Below are 19,994 nucleotides of genomic sequence, written 5' to 3'. Positions count from 1 at the left end.
ACGGTCAGGGTGACCCGGAAGCAGGCCTGAGAACGTAGTCGCTGCCCCAAAATGAAGGTTGGCCCACAATCCTGACTGTTCTGGGCTGAATTGTCCGGGTTGACGCGGGGAGGGTCAGTTCAGCAGGGTGCCGCGAATGCCCTGGGCGCAGGCGATGCGGTGGGCCACCGACTGTCCGTCGAGTTCGCCGTGCTCGCGCAGGCCCGCCGCAACAACCTCGACCTCGGCCCAGGAGCGGCGCAGCAGGGCACGGGCGCGGGCTTCGAGCACCGTGAGCTGGGCGTCCAACACCTCCAGCTCCTCAGGGTCGCTGAGGGCGGCGCAGAGCAGGGCGCGGGGGTCGCGGGGAGCAGCCCCGCCTCTCCCCCCCCCTTCCCCCGCCAGGCCGAGGAGCCGCGCCATCGCGGAGCGGGCCAGGCCCACCAGGGCGACTTCCTCGCGCAGCGCCCGGTTCAGGGCCAAGGCCTGGGGGTCGGGCGCGAGGGCATAGGTCACGCCGGGGACCTCCCCCAGGGCCACCCGCTTCAAGCGCAGGGGGGCGCGGGGGTGGAGGTGAGCGAGCACCGCTTCCGCCGCCAGCAAGAGCGAGGCGGTCCGCAGGTCGCCGGAGGGCGCAGTTGTGGTGAGGGGAGCGGGGGCAGGGGTCGTCGGCATAATCCTGACTCTGAAGAGCAGATTAACGGAGGGGCTTCGGGCTGAATAGGGCGGCCCGTCGCCATTCGTGTGACCGAGCGAGGAACAGACGACAAGAACCCCCAGGATGACCTGAGGGCTTTCGCGGGAGGCTCCCGACTCGCGGCCTACTTGCGGAAGCTGGGGTTGAGAATCTTCTTGCGCAGGCGGATGCTCTGGGGGGTCAACTCGACAAGTTCGTCGTCGGCGATGTACTCCAGGGCGTCTTCGAGGCTCAGGCGGCGGGGGGGAATCAGGGTCAGGGCCTCATCCGCGCCCGCCGAACGGATGTTGGTGAGCTTCTTGTTCTTGCAAACGTTGACGTTCATGTCCTGCTCGCGGGCGTTTTCGCCCACAATCATGCCGACATACACGTCTTGGCCCGGCTCGATAAAGAAGGTGCCGCGGTCTTGCAGCTTGAAAATCGAGTAGGCAAAGGCCACCCCATCTTCCATGCTGACCAACGAGCCGTTCTGGCGGGTCTTGAGGTCCCCGGCCCAGGGCGCGTAGCCGTCAAAGATGTGGCTCATGATGCCCTCGCCCTGGGTCATGGAGAGGAACTGGGTGCGGAAGCCGAAGAGCGCACGGGAGGGAATCTTGAACTCCACCCGCACGCGGCTGCCCTGCGGCTCCATGTTCACCATCTGACCCTTGCGCGCGCCCAGCACGCCGATGACGGTGCTGGAGAACTGCTCCGGCACGTCGATGACGAGGTGCTCAATCGGCTCGTGTTTGACGCCGTCAATCTCGCGGACGATGACCTGAGGGGCACCGACCTGCAACTCGTACCCCTCGCGGCGCATGGTCTCCAGCAGAATCGAGAGGTGCAGCTCGCCGCGGCCCGACACCTTGAACTCGTCGGGCCGCACCTCCTCGACCTTGAGCGACACGTTGGTCATGACCTCGCGCCGCAGGCGGTCGCCCAGGTGCCGCGAGGTGACGTACTTGCCCTCCTTGCCCGCGAAGGGCGAGGTGTTGGGCTGGAAAATCATCGAGACGGTCGGCTCGTCCACGGTGATGATGGGCAGCGCTTCCGGGTCGGCGAGGTCGGCGACCGTCTCCCCAATCTGCGCGTCCTCGATGCCCGCGAGCGCCACGATGTCCCCGGCCCCCACCTCGTCGACCTCGATGCGGCGCAGGCCCAGGTGCGTAAAGGGCTGCACGACGCGGGTCTTCGTCATCGTGCCGTCTTTGTGAATCAACTGGACGAACTCGCCCTTTTTCACCTTGCCGCGCTGCACCCGCCCCAGCACGATGCGGCCCAGGTACTCGGAGTAGTCGAGGTTGGTCACGAGCATCTGGAAGGGCGCGTCCAAGTCGACCTTCGGCGCAGGGATGTGCTCCAGCACCATCTCGAACAGCTCGCGCATATCGTCTTGCGGGGCATCGAGGTCCTTGTACGCTTTGCCCTCGCGGGCGATGGCGTACAGGATGGGGAAGTCGAGCTGGTCTTCCGAAGCGCCGAGTTCGGCCATGAGGTCGAAGGTGAGGTTGACGACTTCTTCCGGGCGGGCGTCCTGGCGGTCGATCTTGTTGACGACCACGATGGGCTTGAGGCCCAGCTCGATCGCCTTTCTGAGCACGAAGCGGGTCTGGGGCATCGGGCCTTCCGCCGCGTCGACGAGCACGAGGCAGCCGTCCACCATGCCGAGCACCCGCTCGACCTCGCCGCCGAAATCGGCGTGGCCAGGGGTGTCCACGATGTTGATTTTGACGCCGTTATATTCCACCGCCGTGTTCTTGGCGAGAATGGTGATGCCGCGCTCGCGTTCGAGGTCGTTGGAGTCCATCGCTCGCTCGGCGATTTCCTCGCCGTGGCCGAGCTTGAGGGTCTGCTTCAGAAGGCCGTCCACGAGGGTGGTCTTGCCGTGGTCGACGTGCGCGATGATGGCGATATTGCGGTATTCCATAAATCCTCAGCTCCCCGGTGTGGAGCCGCTAGCCCTGGGCGGTTAGCCTTCAGCTCTCAGCTCACCTGCATGAACCTGCATGAAAAACCCCGCCGCTGGTCCGGTCTGGACGGTGGGCGGGGTACCCAAAGAGGGAGTCTAGCAGATGGGCTGAGGGGAAACGGTTAGCGGCGGCGGCTGTGGTCCCCTTCGGCGAACTCTTCCAGCATCTTGCGGATAAAGGCGGGCAAGTCGCCAGGCTTACGGCTGGTCACGACGCCCTTGTCGGTCACGCACTCCTCATCGACCCACTCGGCCCCGGAGAGGGTGAGTTCGCGCTTCAGGCTGGGCCAGCTCGTCATCTTCAGGCCCTGGCTGATGCCCGTCTCGGAAAGGCTCCAGGGGCCGTGGCAGATGGCGGCGATGGGTTTCCCGGCGTCATACATCTCGCGCACGAAGCGCATGGCGTCCTCATTCAGGCGCAGGGTATCGGGGCTGACCGTGCCGCCGGGAAGAAGCAGGCCGTCGTAGTCCGTGGCCTTGACCTCCGAGACCACCCGGTCCACCCGGTACTTGCCCTGCGGCTCGATGTCGCCCTTCATGGCCTGAATCTCGCCCGGCTCCAGGCTGATGAGGTGGGTGGTCGCGCCCGCTTCCTCCAGCGCCTGGCGCGGGCCGGTGAGTTCGATTTCTTCCACCCCGTTTGTGGCGAGAATGGCGATGGTTTTGCCTTGCAGTCGTCCCTGGGTCATGGCCCCAGCCTGCCCCGCAAAGATGGACGCGGGCCGAGAAAATGCTCAAGCCCCGCCCCCCCATTCGCCCTCCATACACTGGCCCGGCGCAGCCCGTCTGCTACCCTAAAAGGCAACCTAACGAGCGTTTGCTATCGGCTCCTGGCCGGAGGTGCCCATGAAGACCAAAAATGAATGGCTGCGGAGCGTTTACCAGCCCGCCGCGCAGAAGTTCCCGGAGCGCAAGTACAACTTCAAGAACCTGTCCGACATGGACCCCGACCCCATCTACACGGCGGATGACCTAGAGGGCTGGGAGCCAGAGCGGGACCTGGGGTATCCCGGCGAGTTCCCGTACACCCGCGGGGTGCAGCCCTCGGTGTACCGGGGCAAGCTCTGGACCATGCGGATGTTCGCGGGCTTTGGGAGCGCCGAGCAGACAAACGAGCGCTTTCACGCCCTGCTGGGGGCCGGGCAAACGGGCTTATCGACCGCCTTTGACCTTCCTACCCTGATGGGCTACGACTCTGACCACCCCTTTTCCAAGGGCGAGGTGGGTAAGTGCGGGGTGGCGGTGAGCAGCCTCGCGGACATGGAGATTCTGTTTTGCGGCATCGACCCAGAACAGGTCACCACCTCCATGACGATCAACAGCCCGGCCAATGCGATTTGGGCGATGTACATCGCCAACGCGCAAAAACAGGGCAAGGACCTGGGCAAAATCGGCGGCACCATTCAAAACGACATTCTCAAGGAGTTTATCGCCCAAAAGGAGTTCATCTTCCCGCCCGCGCCGAGCGTGAAGCTGGTCATCGATACCTTCGAGTGGGGGCCGCGGGTGGTGCCGAAGTTCAACTTCATCTCGGTGAGCGGCTACCACATCCGCGAAGCCGGGGCGACGGGCGTGCAGGAACTCGCCTTTACGCTCGCGGACGGCTTTCACTACGTCGAAAAGGCGCTGGAGCGGGGGCTGGACATCGACGAGTTCGCGCCGCGCATCTCCTTTTTCTGGGACATCCACAACGACTTCTTTGAGGAAATCGCCAAGCTGCGGGCCGCCCGGCGCATCTGGGCGCGGCAGATGCGCGACCACTACGGGGCCAAAAATCCGCGTTCGTGGATGCTGCGCACGCACTCGCAAACCGCCGGGGTGTCCCTACCCGCCCAGCAGCCGCTGAACAACATCGCCCGCGTGGCGATTCAGGCCCTCGCGGCGGTGCTGGGCGGCACCCAGAGCCTGCACACCGACGCCTACGACGAGGCGCTCGCCCTCCCCACCGAGCAGAGCGCAGCCATCGCCCTGCGAACCCAGCAGATTATCGCCTACGAGACGGGCGTGGCCGGAGTCATCGACCCCCTTGCGGGCAGCTACTACGTCGAGAAGCTCACGAACGACATCGAGGCCGCCGCGATGGGCTATATCGAGCAGATTCGCGCGATGGGCGGAGTCGAAGCGGGCATCGAGTCGGGCTTTTTCCAGCTCGAAATGGCCGAGGCCGCCTACCGCTATCAGCGCGAGGTCGAAAGCAAAGAACGCATCATCGTGGGGGTCAACGAGTTCGTGCAGGACGCGGTCGAGGTGCCTATCCAGCTCATCGACCCAGAGGTCGAGCGGGTGCAAGAAGCGCGGCTGGCGCAGGTGCGGCGCGAGCGCGACCCCAAGCGGGCAGAAGCGGCGCTGGCAGCCCTGCGCGACGCTGCCGTTACCGGGGCGAACACCATGCCCGCTTTCCTGGAGTGCGCCCACGCCTACTGCACGTTGGGCGAGCAGATGGACACGCTGAAGAAGGTGTACGGGGAGTACGTGGAGCCGGTGCTGGTGTAGGGGAAGCGGCCAGCGACCAGCAACCAGCAAAACAGAGGGGCCATCCCGGTTGGGGCGGCCCACCTTCTCCGTAGGGGTTAGCTCAGCGGCGTCAGCCCCGCCTCAATCTGTGCCCGGTGGGGTTCGAGGAAGGGGGCGAGCACCAACGTTTCGCCCAGGTGGGCGGGGTCCTCGTCCACCGCGAAGCCAGGGCCATCGGTGGCGAGTTCAATCAGGATGCCCTGCGGCTCGCGGAAGTAGACCGAGCGGAACCAGTGGCGGTCGACCTCGCCGCTCGTGCGCAGGCCCAGCCCGGCGAGGTGCGCGGCCCAGACAGGGTAGTCCTCGTCACGCACCCGCAGGGCGAGGTGATGAACGCCGCCCGCGCCGGGGCGGGCCGGGGGCAGCGAGGGGGCAACGCGCAGGTGCAGCTCGGCATGGGGGCCGCCCTCCTCCCCCATCGCGTAGATGTGGACGGTCCGCGACGGGTCCTCCGGGTCCGGGTAGGCACCCGCCGCATGCAGGCCATACACCCGCGTGAGCACCCGCTCGGTAGGAAAGAGGCCCGGCAGGGTGAGTTCGGCGGGGCCGAGGCCGAGGATTTGATGCTCGGCGGGCACTGTGCTCCTCTCCCAGGTCACGCCCGCTGGCCCGCCCTCCACCAGGCTAAGGCGCTGGCCTTCGGGGTCCGCGAAGTCGAGGTGGGCACGGCCCGCGCGGGTGACCGGGGTGACCTCCAGCCCCTGCCCGCGCAGGTGCCCCGCCCACCAGTCCAGGCTGCCGGCGGGCACCCGCAGCCCCGTCCGCGAGATGGAGTTGTTGCCGCGCCCCTCCGGCGGCACCGGCCACTCGAAAAAGGTCAGGTCGCTGCCCGGACTGCCCACCCCGTCCGCGAAGAAGAGGTGGTAGGCACTCACGTCGTCCTGATTGACCGTCTTTTTGACCAGCCGCAGCCCCAGCACCCGCGTGTAGAAGTCGAGGTTGGCCCGCGCGTTGGCCGTCACCGCCGTGACGTGGTGCAGCCCGTGGGGGATGAGGGGGTGAGCTGTCATAGCCCCAGCATAATCGTTTGATGTTGAACGATTGTGAGGGCCGCGCAACTCTTCCCCGGCCCCGCAGGACCGGGGGAGCGGCCATCTCAGCCGTGCAGCACTTCAAACAATCCCGCTGCCCCCATGCCGCCACCCACGCACATGGTCACGACGACATGCTCTACGCCCCGGCGCTGGCCTTCGAGCAGGGCGTGGCCCACCAGCCGCGCCCCGCTCATGCCGTAGGGGTGGCCAATGGAGATGGCCCCGCCGTTAACGTTGAGCTTGTCGTCGGGGATGCCGAGCCGGTCTTGGCAGTACAAGACCTGCACGGCAAACGCCTCGTTCAGCTCCCAGAGGCCGATGTCGTCCACGGTCATGCCGAAGCGTCCCAGCAGCTTGGGCACGGCGTACACCGGGCCGATGCCCATCTCGTCGGGTTCGGTGCCCGCGACCGCCATGCCGAGGTAACGGCCCAGGGGCTTGAGGCCGCGGGCGCGGGCCAGCTCCGCTTCCATCACGACGCTGGCCGACGCGCCGTCAGAAAGCTGCGAGGCGTTCCCCGCCGTAATCTGATTGCCCTCGCCGCGTACGGCCCCCAGCGCCCGCAGGCCCTCCAGGGTGGTGTCGGGGCGGTTGCCCTCGTCTTTGGTGAGGGTGACCTCCTTCAGGGTGACCTCGCCCGTCTCCTTGTTGGTCACGTTCATGCGGGTGGTCACGGGGATGATTTCGGCGTCGAAGAGGCCCTCCGCTTGGGCGCGGGCGGTGCGCTGCTGAGAGCGGAGGGCGTACTCGTCGCAGCGCTCGCGACTGACCGAGTACCGCTGGCCCACGACTTCCGCCGTGTCAATCATGGGCATATAGATGCCGTTGTGCATGGAGAGCAGTTCGGGGTCGGGGCCGACACGCAGCTCTGGCGTCTGCACGAGCGAGATGGACTCGACGCCGCCCGCGACGACCACGTCCATCCGGTCCACGATGACCTGCTTGGCGGCGGTGGCGATGGACATCAGGCCGGACGCGCACTGGCGGTCGATGGACATGCCCGCGACCTCCACCCCCAGCCCAGCCCGCAGCGCCGCGTTGCGCCCGATGGTGGTCTGCACGCCCTGCTGCATGGCGGCGCCCATGATGCAGTCGTCGACCTCGGCGGGCTGCACCCCCGCCCGCTCGACGGCGGCGCGGATGGCGTGGGCGGCCAGCGTGGGCGAGGGGGTGGCGTTAAAGGCACCCCGGTAGGCCTTGCCGATGGGGGTGCGGGCGGTGGACACGATGACAGCTTCACGCATAGGGGGACTCCTGGGGGTCACGAGAAGAACTGGATGTGCATCTCGGTGGGAAGGGTCCGGTCAAGGGTGTGGACAGGAAGATAGGGGAGCACAGAATCCACGCCGCAGCGTAGGCAGAGGGCGGTCTTGCCGTCATCCGTCCAGTCCTGAATCCCGGCAGCCTCAAAAAGGGACAGGCAGAAAAACCAGCCGCAGCGACCGACCTGCTCCATCAGCATCCGGTGACGTGTACAACAATACTAGAGGGCGTTCGGGCGCAGGTCTTGTGGCCTGTTCGGACGAAGACTCACGTGAAGGTCACGACGCCTTGGCCGTCAGCCGGACTTCCAGCTCGGCCTCCAGAGCACGCGCCACCCGCCGGAGCATGTCCAGCGAATGGCCCCAGTAGAAGGGATTAACGAGGCGACTGACCGCCGAGCGGCTGGTGCCCAGGCGGCGGGCCAGTTCGGCCTGGGTAATGCCTGCCGCCGCCAACGCTTGCTCGATTTCCAGGCTGACCGGGTTCATCTCGGCTGGAGGCAAGAAGAGAAGTTCCTCGCGGCCATCAAGGTCCGCCAGCAGATCGGCGCCGAGGTCGTCACGCCCGCGCAGACGCGGCCGATGCTCCGGCTGGTCCTCCAGGGCGAGGGCGATAGCCTCACGGGTCTGGTGAATCAGGTGGTCACGGGTGGGCGCCGTGCCAATGCAGGACAGCTCGGGTACGAGCGCATTCCAGTGGTGCTTGCCAGAAGTGATGATTGTCAGATACATCCGGGGCTCCTCACTCTCGCCTGATCGCATCCTGCACCACCCTTTCCTGATACTTCTTCGCGTCATCGCCCGCTTGGCCGCTCACGATGACCGTCACCCCGCCCCGAACATATTTCCGGTGGCTGCCCCGCACGCTCCGCAACTCGAACCCGGCCCTTTCCAGTTCTCGAATCAGGTCACGGAGTTTCGGGGGCATGACAGGATGACGTTATCAGATTTAAGAACACCACTCAGGCTTGCCCCTTGGTCCGGTCCCACCCCGCGAACGACCCGCCTTCTTCAGCCAGCCGCTTGAGCAACGGCGCGGGCGTCTGGCCGTACTTCTCCAGGGCGGCGACCACGTTCCCCAGGCCTATCTCGTCGGCGTAGCCCATCGGGCCGCCCAGGTGGGCGGGAAAGCCGTAGCCGTAGATGTAAATCACGTCGATGTCTCCGGCTCGCTGGGCGATGCCCTCTTCAAGAATCTGGGCACCCTCATTGACGAGAGAGTAAACCAGCCGCTCGGTGATTTCTTCCCGCGTCAGCTCGCGGGCCTCCACGCCCTTCTCGGCGCGGTAGTCCTCGATGAGCTGGGCGACTTCGGCGTTGAGCTTGGGCCTCCGGTCCTCGCCGTAGTCGTAGATGCCGCCCCCCGTCTTCTGGCCCTTGCGCCCGCGCTCGACGATGCGGTCGAGCCAGCCGTCGGGCTTCGGCTCACCGCGCACCTTTGCCCGGTGCTGGCGGATGAGGTAGCCCACGTCCAGCCCGGCCAGGTCGCTCATCTGAAAAGGCCCCATCGGGAGGCCCAGCGCGTTCATCGCGGCGTCGACGTCCTGCGGACTCGCGCCCTCCTCGACCAACTGGCGGGCTTCTTCGCCGTAGCGGTGAATCATGCGGTTGCCGACGAAGCCGTCGCACACGCCCACGACCACGCCCACCTTGCCGATGCGCCGGGCGAGGGCCATGCTGGTCGCGAGCACCGAGTCGCTGGTCTTCTCGGCGCGAACGATTTCCAGCAGCCGCATGACGTTCGCTGGGCTGAAAAAGTGCAGGCCGATGACCTGTTCGGGCCGCGAGGTCGCGGCGGCAATCTCGTTCACGTCGAGGGTGGAGGTGTTCGTGGCGAGAATCGCGCCCGGCCCCGCGATGGCGTCCAGCCGGGCGAAGATGTCCTTCTTCACATCCATGTCCTCGAAGACGGCCTCGATGATAAGGTCGGCGTCGGCGAGGTCTTCGAGGTTCAGGCTGGGCGTGAGCAGCGCCATCCGCTTCTCCACGTCCTCCATCGTCAGGCGGCCCTTTTTCGCGGAATTCTCGTAGTTGCGGCGGATGACCGCGAGGCCCCGGTCGAGCGCCTCCTGGCTCGTTTCCACGATGGTGACGGGGATGCCCACGTTCAGGAAGTTCATCGCGATACCGCCGCCCATCGTGCCCGCGCCGATGATTCCGGCAGAGCGGATGTCGGTGATCGGCGTGTCCTTGCTCAGGCCCGGAATCTTGCCCGCCTCGCGCTCGGCGAAGAAGATGTGGCGCAGGCCGCGCGACTGCGGCGAGTCCTTGGCGGCCAGAAAGAGGCGGGCTTCTTCCTCCCAGCCCACCGCAAAGGGCTGGGTGGTCGTCATCTCCGCGAGGTCGATGATGAAGCCCGGCGAGAGCTGACCCCGGTGGGTCTTCCCTATGCCCTCGCGGGCGGCGGCGAAGACCTGCGGAGAGACGCCTTCCACCGTGCGCTCGCTGATGCGGGGCAGGGGACGAAGGTCGGCGTGCTCGCGGGCAAAGGCGACGGCTCCCTCGCGCAGGTCACCCTCGACCAGCTCATCGACCAGGCCGAGTTCTTTCGCCTCGGTCGCCCCGATGGGATTGCCCGAAAGCATCATCTCCAGCGCCTTCTCGACCCCCACCACGCGGGGCAGGCGCTGGGTGCCGCCCGCGCCGGGCAGGACACCGAGCTTGACTTCGGGGAGGCCCATCCTGGCGTCCTTCGTCGCCACCCGGTAGGTGCAGGCGAGGGCGATTTCCAACCCGCCGCCCAGCGCCGTGCCGTGGATGGCGGCGACGGTGGGCTTGGGAAAGGCGTCCAGGCGCGAGATGAAGCCCCGCAGGTCGGGGGCCTGCTCGCGGGGCAGGTCGAAGGTCTTGATGTCCGCCCCCGCCACGAAGGTGCGTCCCCCGCCGATGATGACAACCCCGCGGATGCCTTCGTCTGCCTCGGCGGCATCTAAGCCCGCGTGCAGGCCTTCGGGGACGCCCGGCGAAAAGGCGTTCACGGGCGGGTTGTTGATGGTCAGGACGAGGATATCCCCCTCACGGGTCTGGTCGACGATGCTCATGCAGAAGCCCTCCTTTGGTGTAGGGCCATGCTTCCACGCTCGGCGGGCCGGGTCAAATACGTGCGCGTTCAGAGTGAACGTGTGCGTTCACTTTGGCGGGGACACTCCGGTATGCTCCCCCCATGCCAGACACCATGAAGGCCATCGTGGTCGAGCGCCTCGGCCCCCCCGACGTGATGGAACTGCGCGAGCTGCCCGTGCCGCAGCCCGGTCCCGGCGAAGTCCGGCTGAAGGTGGAGGCCGTGGGCATCAACTTCGCGGACGCGCTGGCGGTCGCGGGCGAGTACCTCACGCGCACCCGGCTGCCCTACACGCCGGGCATGGAGTTCGCGGGGGTGGTGGACGCGCTGGGCGAGGGCGTGAGCGGGGTGCAGGTGGGAGGGCGGGTCGCTTCCCTGGCCGGGCGCGGGGGGCTGGCCGAGTACGCCCTCTCCCCCGCCGCCGCGCTCATCCCGGTGCCGCCGAGCTTTACGCCCGCGCAGGCCGCCGCCTTCCCGGTGTCGTACTTCACCGCTTACCACGGCCTGAAGACGCTGGGGCACGGCAAAGAAGGCGAATGGGTCCTCGTGCAGGCGGCGGCGGGGGCGCTGGGGACGGCGTCCATCCAGCTCGCCAAGGCGCTGGGGATGCAGGTGGTGGCGATGGCGAGCACCGAGGAAAAACTCGCCATCGCCCGTGACCTCGGCGCGGACGTGACCCTGCTGCAGGACGACCCCGACCGGGTCCAGAAGGTGCGGGACGCGGCGGGTGGGAAGGGCGTGCCGCTGATTCTGGAGGTCGTGGGCGGCCCGCGCTTTCAGGAGAGCCTCGACATGGCCGCCCACCGGGGCCGGGTCATCGTGATTGGGAACGCCAGCCGGGAACAGGCCCACCTTCGCCCGGTCGAGCTGATGAAGCGCAACCTGACCGTGACCGGGCTGTGGCTCACCTCGCTGATGGGGGACGCGGAAGCCACCCGCGAGGCGGCGCAGGCATTGACGCAACTGGTCGGAAGCGGGCGGGTGGTGCCGCAGGTCGGCCCGACCTACCCGCTTTCTGAGAGTGCGCGGGCCTTCCAGGACCTGCTGGACCGCAAGACGACGGGCAAGGTGATAATCGAGCCGGGGCGCTGAACGGCGGAGCATGAAGCGGGGGAGCAGAGGCACGCGGCTTCTGCTCCCCCACTTGTTGGCCATTTACGAGAACAGCCGCAGCAGCGGACGCCACCACGGAATCATCACCAGCACGGTGACGAGGGCCAGTACGGTCCACAGGGCGGCGGCGCGGAACTTGGCCTGGTTGGTGGCCGCCCGCTTGCTCAGCGCAGAAGCGAGGGTGGCGAACACGGCGGCCAGCACCCCCAGCCCGACATGCTCCCACTGAAAGGAAGGACGGCTGTCGGCAAAGGCCCGCGCCCCCTGCGACCCCAGCAGGCCAAACAGCAGCAGCCCCAGCACAAGCTGGAGGTGCACTGTCCCCGCAAACATCGCCACCGGGCGGCGGTCGGCCCCCGTGAACTCGCGGGCTGCACCCACGCCCCGGAAGGCCCGCAGCAGCGCCCAGACGCCCGCGAGCAGCACCAGCCAGCGGGTGAGGTTGTGGAGGGTCAAGAGAACGAGGTACACGGTCGCCATGCCCGCATCCTACCTGACCGCTCGGAAAGGCGGTGGGGGTGGGGTTATATGCTGAGCTGCACGAGCAGCCGCTCCAGCGTGGTGGCGGGGTCCAGGCCCCTCTTCATGGCAAGGTCGGCGTCGAGGATGCGGGCGAGGTGCGCTCGGATTTTACTCTCACCCAGGCGGCGAGCAACTTCCAGAGCCTTCTTGGCGGGGTAGGGCTTGACGCCGAGGCGCTGGGCGGCCACGGCCTCGGTGACGCGGCCTTCTTCCTGCAACAGGGCCACGCAGCGGGCGACGAGGCTGTATTGCCACACAACCGCGCCCATCAGCTTGAAGGGGTCCTCGCCGCCCGCGAGCAGCCGCCGAAGCTGGGTCACGGCCTCGCCAGGCTTGCCGGTGGTCGCCGCGCCCAGCATGGCGAAGGAGTCGCCGGGCGGCTCGCGGCCCACCACCCGCCGCACGAGGTCGGCCGTGTGCGGGGGGTCCAGCAGCGCGAGCTTGTTCAGTTCGCCCGCGATGCCCGTCAGGTCAGGGCCGAACACTTCCGCGAGGTAGAGGGCGGCGTCCCGGTCGAGCTTCAGGCCTGCCTTTTTCGCCCGCCCCGCCACCCAGCCCGCCACATCGCCCGTCTTCTGGGGGGCAGGCGAGGAGATATGCTCACCGCGCGACTCGTAGAGCTTGACCCGCCCCGCCGGGGGCGACTCATCGAGGACCGCCACCATGACTGGGGCCGAGGCGAGCAGCTCCAGGAGCGCCTTGTCCGGCTTGACCCCCGCGAGGTCCACGACCACGCCCCCCTCCCCAAAGAGGCTGGGGGCGAGCAGGGGGGCCACGGCGTCGGCGTTCACCTCCTCGCCCGCCAGCCGGGGCAGGTCGCGCAGGGGCAGGCCACGGGCGGCGAGGGTGTCGCGCAGGGCTTCTTCGGCCAGAAAGCGGTTGCCGCTAAAGGCAATCAGGGGCATGGGACCTCCAACGAGTGGGCTGCTGCGCCAAGCTGCCGCCGCAGGGCCAGGGCACTGGGGGGACGGGCTGCCGGGTCGCGGGCCAGCGCCGCCCCCAGCACGGGGTGGAGCGCGGTGGGGCCGGGCAGCGGGGCAGGGTCCGGGCGATGTCCGGCGAGCCAGCCCAGCGGGTCGGGGTGGGGCGGGTGCCCGGCCAGACACTCGAAGAGCACCGCACCCGCGGCATAGAGGTCGCTGCGGGGGTCGCCGCGCACACCCGCGAACTGCTCCGGCGCCATGTAGTGGGGGGTGCCCAGCCGCGCTTCTGCCCCGTGGGGGTCAGGCAAAAACCGGGCGCAGCTCAGGCCAAAATCGGTCAGGCGCACCGCCCCAACGCGGCGCTCACCACCGCACAGCAGCACGTTTTCCGGCTTGAGGTCGTGGTGAACCACCCCTTGCCCGTGCGCGTGGGCCAGGGCGTCCAGCAAGCCCCCCACCACCGCCAGCGCTTCGCTGACGGAAAGCGGCCCCGCGCCCAGCGCGTCCCGCAGGCTACCTCCCGTCACCCAGGGAAAGACCAGGGTCGTGGCGGAGGCGGCGAGCAGCGGCAGCACGCCGGGGTGCGCCGCCCCCGGACGGGTCAGGCGAGCGGCGACCGCGCCCTCGTGGGCGAGGCAAGCGCGCGCCAACGGGTCAGGCTGCCGCAGCCGCTTGACGAAGACCGCCCGCCCGTCCCAGGTCGCCCGCAGCACCTCGGTGCCGCCCCGCTCCTGCAAAACCTGCAGGTCGCGCAGGGGGAGGAACTCGGCAGGGGAAGGCACGCGGAGCATTCTAAGCGGGAGGCGGGCAGAGGGGCCGCCGCCTTTGCCCCAGTCGCCCGCCCTTCTTTCGCTGTCCAGCTCAGTCCACCCGCAGGCTACTGGCGAAGTTGCGAATCAGATTCTCGTTGCGGCTGTAATCCTTGACGCTGCTGGCAATCGTCACGACGAGGAGCCGCCCGCCCGCACTTGTCAGCAGCATCTCGAAGCGGCGGTCGTCGCCCTGGCCGGGGGTGGTGAAGATAATCTGGCCCCAGGGATGCCCGCCGACCTGCACCGCCGCTGACCGAACAGTCTTGAGGTTGGGTACCTGGGTCCGCAGCCCGGCCACGAAGCTCTCGGTCAGCGCCGCGACCCCATTCGGAGCCAAGGCCGCCTCGCGCCAGTCGAAGGCCACTGTGACCTTGCGGTCCTCGGTCAGGAAGACGGCCTCCGGGCGGCCCGCCGCCGAGGGAAAGGCTTTGGCAATGCCCGCGTCGTTCAGGACGTACAGCTTGGGATTTGATTCCACCGTGACGGGCACATTTTGCAACCTCAGGGGGGCGGCGAGGGCGGCGGGAGTCCCCAGCAGGGCGAGGGCGGTGAGAAGCAGCAGGGGTTTGTTCATGACCCCATCACCCTAGCGGCCTCCCGGCGGCCCGACCATGAAGGGGGGGTGAGGAATGTGGCGGGGGCGTCACCCGGCGGTCAGCTGAGAAAGCCCTCCCCCGCCCCGCTGCTTTAGGATGGCCGCCATGACCGAGGCCTCCCTTTTGCTGCCCCAGGGCTTTCTCGCGGCAACCCTGAGCGCGGGCATCAAGCCCAGCGGAAAAACCGACCTGAGCTGCGTGGTCAGCCGGGTAGACTGCGCCTGGGCCTATGCGGGCACCCGCAGCACCGCCGCCGCCGCCTGCGTGACGCGGGGGCGCGAGCTGTACGCGGCGGGGCGGCCCGTGCGGGCGCTCGTGGTGAATGCGGGCAACGCGAACGCCGCGACCGGCCCCCAGGGCGAGGCCGACAACGCGGAGATGGCCGCGGGCCTGGCCGCCCACCTCGGTCTGGAGGCGAGCGCGGTGCTGACGGCCTCCACGGGCATCATCGGGCACCTCCTGCCGATGGACCGGGTGCGGGCGGGGCTGGCGCGGCTGCCAGAGGGCTTGCAGCCGGAAGCAGGCCCCTTTGCCGCCGCCATCATGACGACCGACACCCGGCCCAAGACCGCAGAGGCGCGGCTGAGCACCGGTGCCCGCATCGTCGGCACCGCCAAGGGCAGCGGCATGATTCACCCCGACATGGCGACGATGTTCGCCTTTGCCTTCACCGACGCGGCCACCCACCAAGCGGCCCTGCGGGAGGCCTTTCCCGCCATCGTGAACCGCACCTTCAACGCGGTCACGGTGGACGGCGACACCAGCACGAATGACATGGCGCTGGTGCTCGCCAACGGGCAGGCGGGCGAGGTGGACCCTGCCGAGTTCCTGGAGGCGCTCGAAGGCGTGATGCGCGACCTCGCCCGTCAGATTGCGGCAGACGGCGAGGGGGCGACCAAGCTCCTCACGGTGCGGGTGTCGGGGGCACGCACCGAGGCCGAGGCGCTGGCCGCCGCCCGCACCTGCTGCGTCAGCCCGCTGCTCAAGAGTGCGGTGCACGGCAACGACCCCAACTGGGGCCGGGTCATCATGGCGGTGGGCCGCAGCGGGGCGGCGGTGGACCTCCCGGCGATGAAGGTGCGGGTGCAGGGGACCCCCGTCTTCGCGGGGCGGCCCCTGGAGTACGACGCGGCGGCGGTGAGCGCCTCCATGCGAGCGGAGGAAGTCGTCTTCGAGGTGGACCTGGGTGTAGGAGGGGCGCGGGGCGAAGCGTGGGGCTGCGACCTCAGTGCCGAATACGTGAGCATCAACGCCGAATACACGACCTGAGTGCCGACTCAGAAACCGTCATTTCCCTGACAGGCCGGGGGCGGGCGGGGCGCTTAAGGTGGGGCATGACCGGACTCTCCCGACAAGTGACCCTGCTGGCCGCGACGGTGCTGACGCTGGTCATGAACTCCCTCAGCAACGCGCTGCCGCTGTTCGGACGTTCCAACGCGGACGTGAGCGACGCCCTGCCCAACGCCTTTACCCCGGCGGGGCTGACCTTTGCCATCTGGGGGGTCATCTTCCTGGGGCTGCTCGCGTTTGCGGTCTATCAGGCCCTGCCCGCGCAGCGCGGCCCCCGGCTGGACCGCTTGTTCTGGCCTTTTTTGCTGAGCAACCTGCTCAATGTGGGGTGGCTGCTCGCCTTCCAAAGCCTGAACATCGGCCTGAGTGTGCTCGTCATGCTGGGGCTGCTGGGCAGCCTGATTTGGCTGTACCTGGAGGTGCGCGGGCTGCCGCCGCAGGGTGCGGAGGGGCTGACGCTGCGGCTGCCCACCAGCCTCTACCTGGGCTGGATAAGCGTGGCGACCATCGCCAACGTGACCGCGTGGCTGGTGAGCCGGGGGGTGACGGCGGGGCTGGCGGGCCTGAGTGCGCCCGCGTGGTCCGCCGTGCTCCTGCTCGTGGCGGCGGGGCTGGGGGCGTTTTTCCTGGTGCGGTTCCGCGACTACGCTTACGGGGCCGTGCTGCTGTGGGCCTTTTACGGCGTGTATGCCGCCCGACCGGACGTGACGGCGGTGGCTCTAGGCGTGGCGGCAAGCGCCGCGCTCGTCGTCTTGAGCGCGGTGGCGGCGACGCGGCGGCCCCAGGCAGCGCTGTAAGCTCCCCACCCCCCCTTACCGCAGGGGCGGCAGCTCCCGCACGTGGTCGGCGATGAGGCCGCCCCCCAGCAGCCGGGACCCCGCGTACAGGACGGCACTTTGGCCGGGGGCCACCGCGAACTGAGGTTCTTGAAACTTCAGCTCGAAGCCGTGCTCGTCGGCACGAATGACCGTGGCCCGCACCGGCTTCGTGCGGTAGCGCACCTGCACCTCCAGCTCGCGGGGCAGCTCGGCGAGGTCGAGCAGGTAGTTGGCGCTCTCGGCCCGCAGGCCCTCCCACAGGCAGTCCTCGTAGTCGCCTACCCAGACGGTGTTGCTCGCCGGGTCGAGGTGGACGACGTGCCGGACGCGGTGCGACTGGTACAGGCCCAGGCCCTTTTTCTGGCCCAAGGTGTAGAACTGGGTGCCCAGGTGTTCGCCGACGACCTCGCCCGTGGCGATTTCGCGGATAAAGCCCTGGCTCTGCGGCAGGTGCTCGGCCACCCAGTCCTGCACCTTGCCGGGCACGAAGCAGATGTTCTGGCTTTCCGGCTTGCTCGCGGTCAGCAGGCCCCGCTCGGCGGCCAGCTCGCGCACGCGGGGCTTTTCCAGCTCCCCCACCGGGAAGAGGATGTAGGGCAGCGCGTCGCGCGGGGTGCCCCACAGGAAGTAGGTCTGGTCCTTGCGGGGGTCGTCCCCCCGGTGAAACTCGACCGCACCGCCTTCCCGCTCGACCCGCTTGACGTAGTGTCCGGTCGCGACGTACTGACAGCCCAGCATCCGGGCCTTTTTCACCAGCTCGTCAAACTTGACCTTGGTGTTGCAGTTCACGCAGGGGTTGGGCGTGCGGCCCCGCGCGTACTCGTCGAGAAAGGGGCCGACGATGTGGCGCTGAAACGGCTCGCGGTAGTCCAGCAGGTAAAAGGGCACGCCGACCTGCTCGGCCACCCGGCGGGCCTCAAAGGCCGCGTCGGGCGAGCAGCAGGAGTCGAAGGTGTCGACGCGCTTGTCGTCGGGCCAGAAGCGCATCATCGCGCCGATGACCTGGTAGCCCTGTTCCTTGAGCAGCGCCGCCGTCACGCTGGAATCCACCCCGCCCGACATCGCGCACAGCACGCGAGGAGCGGATGCCGAAGCCGAGGACAGGGAGACAGCGGGGGCAGGCTGGAACGCGGTCATACCGCCGGGGAGCCTAGCAGCTTCGCGGGCCGGAAACCGTGAGGCGGGGCAGTAGCCTTCCCCCTGTTCTTTCAGCGCCCACGCCGCCCCGCCAGCCGCTCCAGCTCGGCGCGGTCGAGGACCCGCACCTGCCGCCGTTCCAGCTCAATCAGGCCCAGGCGATAGAACTCGCCCAGCTTGCGGCTGACAAGTTCGGGCACCGTGCCCAGCAGGGCGGCGAGGTCACTGTTGGGAGGCAGGGCGTGGGGGGCGGCGGCGTGGTCCAGGAGATAAACAGCCAAACGCTCGCCGAGTTCGCTAAAGACGAGTTCCTCCAGCCGGGCGAGCAGTTCGGCCTGCCGCCGAGCCAGCGCTGCGATGACTGCCGCCGCCAGCGCGGGCGTTCCGAAGACCTGTTCCCGAACAGAGGCGGCGGGCAGGCACAGCACTTCGGTGGGGGTCTGGAGGGCAACAGCATGGGCCGGCGCAGGATCGTCGCCCCCGAACACGCTCGCCCCCGCGACCAGTTGACGCGGTCCTTCTACGTGCAGGGTCAGTTCGCGGGTCCCGCCACGCACCACCCGGTAGACCCGCACGCTGCCACTGCTGACCAAAAACAGAGTCTCTAGGATGTCCCCGCTTCGAAACAGAACGTCACCCCGCCGCAGGGTGCGAAAGCGTCCCAGCGCGGCAAGCGGCCTGAGGGCAGCGGGCGCGGCCCCCCCGAAAATGGGCGAGTGACTCAGCAGTTCCAGAGCGCGGGCAGGGTCGGGTGAGGTCGTCACGTGCCCCGATGCTGCCATAGCCGAAGCGGGCGAGCACCGCCCCCCGCAGGCCCCGCGTCACAGGCCAAAAAAGGTGCGGTTCTTGGCGATGAACTCGGTTTCTGCGGCGGGCACATCCTCTTCGGGGTAGATGGCGCTGACCGGGCAGGCGGGCACACACGCGCCGCAGTCGATGCACTCGTCGGGGTGAATGAGAAACTGGTCGCCGCCGTCGTAGATGCACTCCACCGGGCAGACCTCGGTGCAGGCCTGGTCCTTGACGCCGATGCAAGGGCTGACAATCACGTGAGGCATAGGGGCAGGATGACGGGTGGGGGCGAGCGAACACCATGACCTGGGTCAAGGCCCGCCCCGCGCCCCCCCTCCCGCCGCAGGCTCTACCATGGCCCCCATGCTCGCCATTCTCGGTGCCATGGATGAAGAGATTGAGTTGCTCAGGGCCGACCTCCGGGAGGCCGACACCTTGACCCCCCCCGGCGCAACCCTCTACCGGGGGGTGCTGGACGGAACGCCCGTGCTGCTCGCCAAGAGCGGCATCGGCAAGGTGAATGCGGCGATGATGGCCACCCACCTGCTGCACGCCGGGGCCAGCCGCATGATTTTTACCGGGGTCGCGGGGGGCGTTCACCCGGAGCTGCGGGTAGGTGACCTGGTGGTGAGCACCGACCTCGTGCAGCATGACGTGGACGTGACGGCCCTGGACTATCCCCCCGGCACCGTGCCCGGCGAGGCCCCCGCGTGGCCAGCTGACCCCGAACTGCGCGAGGTCGCGCTCGCGGCGGCCCGCGAGGTGGAGGGCGTGGGCGTGCTGGAGGGCCGGGTAGCGAGCGGCGACCAGTTCATCGCCTCGCGCGAGGGGGTGCGGCGGCTGTGGACGGGCTTCGGGGCCGCCTGCGCCGAGATGGAGGGGGCGGCAGTCGCGCAGGTGTGCGCGAAGGCCGGGGTACCCTTCGTGGTCATCCGCTCGGTGAGCGACACCGCCGACCATGACGCGCAGGTGGACTACCGCACCTTCATGCCGCTGGTGGCCCGGCACGCCAAACAGGTCGTGCGCGGGATGCTCGCCCGGCTGGGCACCGAGCAGGGGTGAGCGCCCCCACCATGCCTGTCCTCCCGCCCCCGGTGCGGTTCGTGCTGGGGCTGGGGCTGCTGACCGCTTTTGCCGCGCTGGGCACCGCGCTGGTGACCTGGCTGAGGTGGCCGCTGCCGGGGTCGGTGGTGGGGATGGCCCTGCTGTGGGCCGCCCTCTCGCTGGGGGTGGTGCGGCTCTCGTGGCTGGAGGCCGCCGCCGACGGGCTGCTGGGCATCCTGGGGCTGCTGTTCGTGCCCGCGACCGTGGGCTTTATCGAGTTCCTGTCGGCCGGAGCCGAGTGGGGCCTGTGGCTGCTGGTGATGCTGGCGGGGCTGCTGCTGGGCGCGGGGACGGCGGGACTGGTCGCGGGGCGGCTGGTGAGGGAGGGGGAGTGGTGAGTGGGCCGTGGGAAGTGGAGGCTTCGGCTCAGGCGAGAGCGGGAGCTTCCACTC

22 protein-coding genes are annotated in these 19,994 nt (G+C 68.5%); 6 read left to right on the top strand and 16 right to left on the bottom strand.

Annotated features, from left to right (window positions below):
- Positions 1 to 114 precede the first annotated feature (114 nt).
- From H565_RS0112945 to H565_RS0112935, 3 genes are all read right to left on the bottom strand, one after another.
- Positions 115 to 654: a hypothetical protein gene (locus tag H565_RS0112945; protein ID WP_034409561.1), complete on the bottom strand. Its 540-nt coding sequence runs from the start codon at positions 652 to 654 to the stop codon at positions 115 to 117.
- A 146-nt stretch (positions 655 to 800) separates the two neighbouring features.
- Positions 801 to 2,582 carry a translational GTPase TypA gene (gene typA / locus H565_RS0112940; RefSeq protein ID WP_027461412.1) on the bottom strand — a complete coding sequence of 594 codons (1,782 nt, stop codon included), beginning with the start codon at positions 2,580 to 2,582 and terminating at the stop codon, positions 801 to 803.
- A 164-nt stretch (positions 2,583 to 2,746) separates the two neighbouring features.
- Positions 2,747 to 3,313, bottom strand: coding sequence for a type 1 glutamine amidotransferase domain-containing protein (locus H565_RS0112935; protein ID WP_027461411.1), 567 nt, complete (start codon positions 3,311 to 3,313; stop codon positions 2,747 to 2,749).
- Between the two features lie 157 nt (positions 3,314 to 3,470).
- Here H565_RS0112935 and H565_RS0112930 point away from each other — a divergent pair, with 157 nt between their 5' ends.
- Positions 3,471 to 5,117 (top strand): methylmalonyl-CoA mutase family protein, encoded by a 1,647-nt coding sequence (locus tag H565_RS0112930; RefSeq protein ID WP_027461410.1) that lies wholly within the window; start codon positions 3,471 to 3,473, stop codon positions 5,115 to 5,117.
- A gap of 77 nt (positions 5,118 to 5,194) precedes the next feature.
- On the opposite strand, the gene H565_RS0112925 is transcribed toward H565_RS0112930, so the two are convergent.
- The 6 genes from H565_RS0112925 to H565_RS0112900 form a co-directional block, all read right to left on the bottom strand.
- The gene (locus H565_RS0112925) at positions 5,195 to 6,148 is read right to left on the bottom strand and encodes a ring-cleaving dioxygenase (RefSeq protein WP_027461409.1); all 954 of its coding nucleotides are present in this window, start codon (positions 6,146 to 6,148) and stop codon (positions 5,195 to 5,197) included.
- An 86-nt stretch (positions 6,149 to 6,234) separates the two neighbouring features.
- A complete protein-coding gene (locus H565_RS0112920; RefSeq protein WP_027461408.1) occupies positions 6,235 to 7,416 on the bottom strand; it encodes an acetyl-CoA C-acyltransferase in 1,182 nt (393 codons plus the stop codon).
- A 17-nt stretch (positions 7,417 to 7,433) separates the two neighbouring features.
- A complete protein-coding gene (locus H565_RS15430) occupies positions 7,434 to 7,634 on the bottom strand; it encodes a hypothetical protein (protein WP_051363619.1) in 201 nt (66 codons plus the stop codon).
- A 79-nt stretch (positions 7,635 to 7,713) separates the two neighbouring features.
- Complete coding sequence (locus H565_RS15850) at positions 7,714 to 8,166, bottom strand: helix-turn-helix domain-containing protein (protein WP_051363618.1); 453 nt, start codon at positions 8,164 to 8,166, stop codon at positions 7,714 to 7,716.
- Positions 8,167 to 8,176: 10 nt separating this feature from the next.
- Positions 8,177 to 8,362 (bottom strand): type II toxin-antitoxin system HicA family toxin, encoded by a 186-nt coding sequence (locus H565_RS0112905; RefSeq protein ID WP_027461406.1) that lies wholly within the window; start codon positions 8,360 to 8,362, stop codon positions 8,177 to 8,179.
- 34 nt (positions 8,363 to 8,396) lie between these two features.
- Entirely contained in the window at positions 8,397 to 10,475 is a 2,079-nt protein-coding gene (locus H565_RS0112900) for a 3-hydroxyacyl-CoA dehydrogenase NAD-binding domain-containing protein (RefSeq protein WP_027461405.1), read from the bottom strand.
- Positions 10,476 to 10,597: 122 nt separating this feature from the next.
- Between H565_RS0112900 and H565_RS0112895 the strand changes: the two genes are divergently transcribed.
- Complete coding sequence (locus tag H565_RS0112895; protein ID WP_027461404.1) at positions 10,598 to 11,587, top strand: NADPH:quinone oxidoreductase family protein; 990 nt, start codon at positions 10,598 to 10,600, stop codon at positions 11,585 to 11,587.
- Between the two features lie 63 nt (positions 11,588 to 11,650).
- On the opposite strand, the gene H565_RS0112890 is transcribed toward H565_RS0112895, so the two are convergent.
- The 4 genes from H565_RS0112890 to H565_RS0112875 all read right to left on the bottom strand — a co-directional run bounded on the left by H565_RS0112890 (position 11,651) and on the right by H565_RS0112875 (position 14,439).
- A complete protein-coding gene (locus H565_RS0112890; RefSeq protein WP_027461403.1) occupies positions 11,651 to 12,088 on the bottom strand; it encodes a hypothetical protein in 438 nt (145 codons plus the stop codon).
- A 44-nt stretch (positions 12,089 to 12,132) separates the two neighbouring features.
- Positions 12,133 to 13,035, bottom strand: a complete 903-nt coding sequence (holA, locus tag H565_RS0112885; protein ID WP_027461402.1) for a DNA polymerase III subunit delta — start codon at positions 13,033 to 13,035, stop codon at positions 12,133 to 12,135.
- Positions 13,026 to 13,844 (bottom strand): serine/threonine-protein kinase, encoded by an 819-nt coding sequence (locus H565_RS15425; protein WP_051363617.1) that lies wholly within the window; start codon positions 13,842 to 13,844, stop codon positions 13,026 to 13,028. Before H565_RS15425 ends, holA begins: the two co-directional genes overlap by 10 nt.
- A 70-nt stretch (positions 13,845 to 13,914) precedes the next feature.
- Positions 13,915 to 14,439, bottom strand: coding sequence for a hypothetical protein (locus H565_RS0112875; protein WP_027461401.1), 525 nt, complete (start codon positions 14,437 to 14,439; stop codon positions 13,915 to 13,917).
- A 127-nt stretch (positions 14,440 to 14,566) separates the two neighbouring features.
- Here H565_RS0112875 and argJ point away from each other — a divergent pair, with 127 nt between their 5' ends.
- Together argJ and H565_RS0112865 are read left to right on the top strand one after the other, a co-directional pair.
- The gene (gene argJ / locus H565_RS0112870) at positions 14,567 to 15,730 is read left to right on the top strand and encodes a bifunctional glutamate N-acetyltransferase/amino-acid acetyltransferase ArgJ (protein WP_027461400.1); all 1,164 of its coding nucleotides are present in this window, start codon (positions 14,567 to 14,569) and stop codon (positions 15,728 to 15,730) included.
- A gap of 65 nt (positions 15,731 to 15,795) precedes the next feature.
- Positions 15,796 to 16,548, top strand: coding sequence for a tryptophan-rich sensory protein (locus H565_RS0112865; RefSeq protein ID WP_027461399.1), 753 nt, complete (start codon positions 15,796 to 15,798; stop codon positions 16,546 to 16,548).
- Between the two features lie 15 nt (positions 16,549 to 16,563).
- Here the strand turns inward: H565_RS0112865 and mnmA are convergent, their stop codons facing one another.
- The 3 genes from mnmA to H565_RS0112850 form a co-directional block, all read right to left on the bottom strand.
- Positions 16,564 to 17,706, bottom strand: coding sequence for a tRNA 2-thiouridine(34) synthase MnmA (gene mnmA, locus H565_RS0112860; RefSeq protein WP_027461398.1), 1,143 nt, complete (start codon positions 17,704 to 17,706; stop codon positions 16,564 to 16,566).
- A gap of 71 nt (positions 17,707 to 17,777) precedes the next feature.
- Complete coding sequence (locus H565_RS0112855) at positions 17,778 to 18,470, bottom strand: Crp/Fnr family transcriptional regulator (RefSeq protein WP_027461397.1); 693 nt, start codon at positions 18,468 to 18,470, stop codon at positions 17,778 to 17,780.
- A gap of 57 nt (positions 18,471 to 18,527) precedes the next feature.
- On the bottom strand, positions 18,528 to 18,764 hold the full coding sequence (locus H565_RS0112850) for a ferredoxin (protein WP_027461396.1): 237 nt from the start codon (positions 18,762 to 18,764) through the stop codon (positions 18,528 to 18,530).
- Between the two features lie 97 nt (positions 18,765 to 18,861).
- Here H565_RS0112850 and H565_RS0112845 point away from each other — a divergent pair, with 97 nt between their 5' ends.
- Both H565_RS0112845 and H565_RS0112840 read left to right on the top strand, forming a co-directional pair.
- The gene (locus tag H565_RS0112845; RefSeq protein ID WP_027461395.1) at positions 18,862 to 19,560 is read left to right on the top strand and encodes a 5'-methylthioadenosine/adenosylhomocysteine nucleosidase; all 699 of its coding nucleotides are present in this window, start codon (positions 18,862 to 18,864) and stop codon (positions 19,558 to 19,560) included.
- Between the two features lie 11 nt (positions 19,561 to 19,571).
- Positions 19,572 to 19,940 carry a CidA/LrgA family protein gene (locus H565_RS0112840; RefSeq protein WP_034409595.1) on the top strand — a complete coding sequence of 123 codons (369 nt, stop codon included), beginning with the start codon at positions 19,572 to 19,574 and terminating at the stop codon, positions 19,938 to 19,940.
- The last annotated feature ends 54 nt before the right edge of the window (positions 19,941 to 19,994 follow it).

Origin of the sequence: Deinococcus murrayi DSM 11303 (genome assembly GCF_000482805.1) — a bacterium.
Taxonomy (GTDB): Bacteria; Deinococcota; Deinococci; order Deinococcales; family Deinococcaceae; genus Deinococcus; species Deinococcus murrayi.
This window is presented reverse-complemented; position numbering and strand designations above follow the sequence as displayed.

What these genes read in the sequence shown, in the direction of transcription:
- H565_RS0112945 (WP_034409561.1), bottom strand. Translation starts at nt 654, where the DNA reads ATGCCGACGACCCCTGCCCCCGCTCCCCTCACCACAACTGCGCCCTCC.
- typA (WP_027461412.1), bottom strand. Translation starts at nt 2,582, where the DNA reads ATGGAATACCGCAATATCGCCATCATCGCGCACGTCGACCACGGCAAG.
- H565_RS0112935 (WP_027461411.1), bottom strand. Translation starts at nt 3,313, where the DNA reads ATGACCCAGGGACGACTGCAAGGCAAAACCATCGCCATTCTCGCCACA.
- H565_RS0112930 (WP_027461410.1), top strand. Translation starts at nt 3,471, where the DNA reads ATGAAGACCAAAAATGAATGGCTGCGGAGCGTTTACCAGCCCGCCGCG.
- H565_RS0112925 (WP_027461409.1), bottom strand. Translation starts at nt 6,148, where the DNA reads ATGACAGCTCACCCCCTCATCCCCCACGGGCTGCACCACGTCACGGCG.
- H565_RS0112920 (WP_027461408.1), bottom strand. Translation starts at nt 7,416, where the DNA reads ATGCGTGAAGCTGTCATCGTGTCCACCGCCCGCACCCCCATCGGCAAG.
- H565_RS15430 (WP_051363619.1), bottom strand. Translation starts at nt 7,634, where the DNA reads ATGCTGATGGAGCAGGTCGGTCGCTGCGGCTGGTTTTTCTGCCTGTCC.
- H565_RS15850 (WP_051363618.1), bottom strand. Translation starts at nt 8,166, where the DNA reads ATGTATCTGACAATCATCACTTCTGGCAAGCACCACTGGAATGCGCTC.
- H565_RS0112905 (WP_027461406.1), bottom strand. Translation starts at nt 8,362, where the DNA reads ATGCCCCCGAAACTCCGTGACCTGATTCGAGAACTGGAAAGGGCCGGG.
- H565_RS0112900 (WP_027461405.1), bottom strand. Translation starts at nt 10,475, where the DNA reads ATGAGCATCGTCGACCAGACCCGTGAGGGGGATATCCTCGTCCTGACC.
- H565_RS0112895 (WP_027461404.1), top strand. Translation starts at nt 10,598, where the DNA reads ATGCCAGACACCATGAAGGCCATCGTGGTCGAGCGCCTCGGCCCCCCC.
- H565_RS0112890 (WP_027461403.1), bottom strand. Translation starts at nt 12,088, where the DNA reads ATGGCGACCGTGTACCTCGTTCTCTTGACCCTCCACAACCTCACCCGC.
- holA (WP_027461402.1), bottom strand. Translation starts at nt 13,035, where the DNA reads ATGCCCCTGATTGCCTTTAGCGGCAACCGCTTTCTGGCCGAAGAAGCC.
- H565_RS15425 (WP_051363617.1), bottom strand. Translation starts at nt 13,844, where the DNA reads ATGCTCCGCGTGCCTTCCCCTGCCGAGTTCCTCCCCCTGCGCGACCTG.
- H565_RS0112875 (WP_027461401.1), bottom strand. Translation starts at nt 14,439, where the DNA reads ATGAACAAACCCCTGCTGCTTCTCACCGCCCTCGCCCTGCTGGGGACT.
- argJ (WP_027461400.1), top strand. Translation starts at nt 14,567, where the DNA reads ATGACCGAGGCCTCCCTTTTGCTGCCCCAGGGCTTTCTCGCGGCAACC.
- H565_RS0112865 (WP_027461399.1), top strand. Translation starts at nt 15,796, where the DNA reads ATGACCGGACTCTCCCGACAAGTGACCCTGCTGGCCGCGACGGTGCTG.
- mnmA (WP_027461398.1), bottom strand. Translation starts at nt 17,706, where the DNA reads ATGACCGCGTTCCAGCCTGCCCCCGCTGTCTCCCTGTCCTCGGCTTCG.
- H565_RS0112850 (WP_027461396.1), bottom strand. Translation starts at nt 18,764, where the DNA reads ATGCCTCACGTGATTGTCAGCCCTTGCATCGGCGTCAAGGACCAGGCC.
- H565_RS0112845 (WP_027461395.1), top strand. Translation starts at nt 18,862, where the DNA reads ATGCTCGCCATTCTCGGTGCCATGGATGAAGAGATTGAGTTGCTCAGG.
- H565_RS0112840 (WP_034409595.1), top strand. Translation starts at nt 19,572, where the DNA reads ATGCCTGTCCTCCCGCCCCCGGTGCGGTTCGTGCTGGGGCTGGGGCTG.